The 2164-nt window shown below is 49.0% G+C and carries 1 protein-coding gene and 1 pseudogene; one reads left to right on the top strand and one right to left on the bottom strand.

Annotated features, from left to right (window positions below; all coding sequences use genetic code 11):
• Positions 1-331: pseudogene (locus BZG79_RS14485) on the top strand (inosine/guanosine kinase); the annotation flags it as partial.
• Positions 332-403: 72 nt separating this feature from the next.
• On the opposite strand, the gene asnB reads toward BZG79_RS14485, so the two are convergent.
• Positions 404-2071 (bottom strand): asparagine synthase B, encoded by a 1668-nt coding sequence (asnB, locus tag BZG79_RS14480; RefSeq protein WP_077575876.1) that lies wholly within the window; start codon positions 2069-2071, stop codon positions 404-406.
• Positions 2072-2164: the final 93 nt, after the last annotated feature.

Below are 2164 nucleotides of genomic sequence, written 5' to 3'. Positions count from 1 at the left end.
GATCAAAGCCGATTGCGAAAATCCAATAAAAGTATATTCGCATATTGCCCCTTATATGGGGGGGCCGGAACGGATTAAAAATACCAATGGCGCGGGTGACGGTGCACTCTCTGCGTTGCTGCATGATATGTCAGCCAACCGTTACCACCGTGACAATGTGCCTAACTCGCGTAAACACCAGTATCCATTTTTGACCTACTCGTCTTTCTCTCAGGTGTGTAAATACGCCAACCGTGTGAGCTATGAGGTATTGGCGCAGCACTCACCACGCCTTTCTCGCGGGTTGCCAGAACGTGAAGATAGCCTGGAAGAAGCCTACTGGGAACGCTAAGGCGAGAGGCTTTGAATGCGAATAAAAAAACCGCCAATTTGGCGGTTTTTTATTGCGAGGATAAGGGCGGTGTTATTGATACGCCTTTTCATGGACAGTGCGTACGGCGCGGCCAGAGGGATCGGCTTGGTTTTTGAAAGATTCATCCCACTCAATGGCTTTGGCACTTGAGCAAGCAATTGATGGGCCGCCTGGAACGCATTTCGCCGCATCGTCGAGCGGGAAAAGCTCTGCGAAGATCTCACGATACATATACGCTTCTTTGGTGGTCGGCGTGTTGTATGGAAAGCGAAATTCAGCGGTGGCTAACTGCTGGTCGCTGACCTTTTCGTCGGCAATGGTTTTTAAGGTATCAATCCAGCCATAGCCAACCCCATCGCTAAACTGCTCTTTTTGTCGCCATGCCACTGATTCAGGCAGTAAATCGCCAAAGCACTCACGAATGATGTGTTTTTCCATTTTACCGTTACCGCACATTTTATCGTCCGGTTTGATTTGCATCGCCACTTCCAAAAATGCTTTATCGAGGAAAGGCACACGGGCTTCCACCCCCCAGGCGGCCATCGATTTGTTGGCGCGGGCACAATCGAACATGTTTAGTGCGAGCAGTTTACGCACGGTTTCCTCGTGGAATTCTTGTGCGTTAGGCGCTTTGTGGAAATACAAATATCCGCCAAAGACTTCATCGGCGCCTTCACCGGAGAGCACCATTTTGATCCCCATCGCGCGAATTTTGCGTGACATCAAATACATAGGTGTAGAGGCGCGAATAGTCGTCACATCATAGGTTTCAATGTGATAAATCACATCGCGAATGGCGTCTAGCCCTTCTTGGATGCTGTAAGTGAATTCGTGATGAACAGTCCCTAGATGATCGGCAACCTCTTTGGCTGCTTTTAAGTCAGGCGCGCCCTCAAGGCCAATCGCAAATGAGTGCAAACGCGGCCACCAAGCCTGGCTTTGGTCATCATCTTCAACGCGGTTCGCCGCAAACTGTTTGGTGATCGCAGAGATCACGGAAGAATCGAGCCCGCCAGAGAGTAATACGCCATACGGCACATCGGTCATGAGCTGACGATGTACGGCACTTTCTAACGCCTCTTTGAGCGCGGCTTTATCGGTGCGGTTGTCTTTGACGGCATCATAGTCCATCCAATCGCGCTTATAGTAGCGGACAGGCTCACCCTGTTTACTCCATAAAAAGTGACCAGGAGGGAATTCGCTGATGGTTTTACATACCGGTGTCAGTGCTTTCATTTCTGACGCTACATAATAGTTACCGTGCTCATCATGGCCGTGATACAGCGGAATAATGCCAATATGATCGCGGCCAATCAAGTAGGCATCTTGCTCTTCATCGTACAAAATAAAGGCAAAAATACCGTTTAAGTAATCCAGCAGCTCAGCGCCTTTTTCTTGGTATAACGCCAAAATAATTTCGCAATCTGATTCTGTTTGGAACGGATAATCCGCCGCGAATTCGGCACGAAGCTCTTTGTGATTGTAGATCTCACCGTTCACTGCCAAAGCTTGGGTTTGTTGTGGGTTATAAAGTGGCTGTGCACCACTGTTAAGATCGACAATCGCAAGGCGCTCATGGACCAAAATAGCTTTATCTGATGAATAGATCCCCGACCAGTCAGGCCCTCGATGGCGCATGGTTTTTGACATTTTGAGCGCAACGTCACGCAATTGTTGCGGATCGGTTTTAATGTCGAGCGCTCCAAAGATTGAACACATAATTTTCCTCTCCATAGTGTTGATTGATGTGCTGTGGCAGCCATGTGCTGTGGCAGTCATATGGTGCCAACGTGGTGGCCACAATGTAGAGAC

The organism is Salinivibrio sp. MA427 (assembly GCF_001996115.1).
Taxonomy (GTDB): Bacteria; Pseudomonadota; Gammaproteobacteria; order Enterobacterales; family Vibrionaceae; genus Salinivibrio; species Salinivibrio costicola.
The sequence above is the reverse complement of the archived record's forward strand: the minus strand, read 5'-3'. Positions and strand labels throughout refer to the sequence as shown.

Bases quoted from the DNA above. Each gene is read 5' to 3' on its own strand.
- asnB (WP_077575876.1), bottom strand. From the start codon at position 2,071: ATGTGTTCAATCTTTGGAGCGCTCGACATTAAAACCGATCCGCAACAA.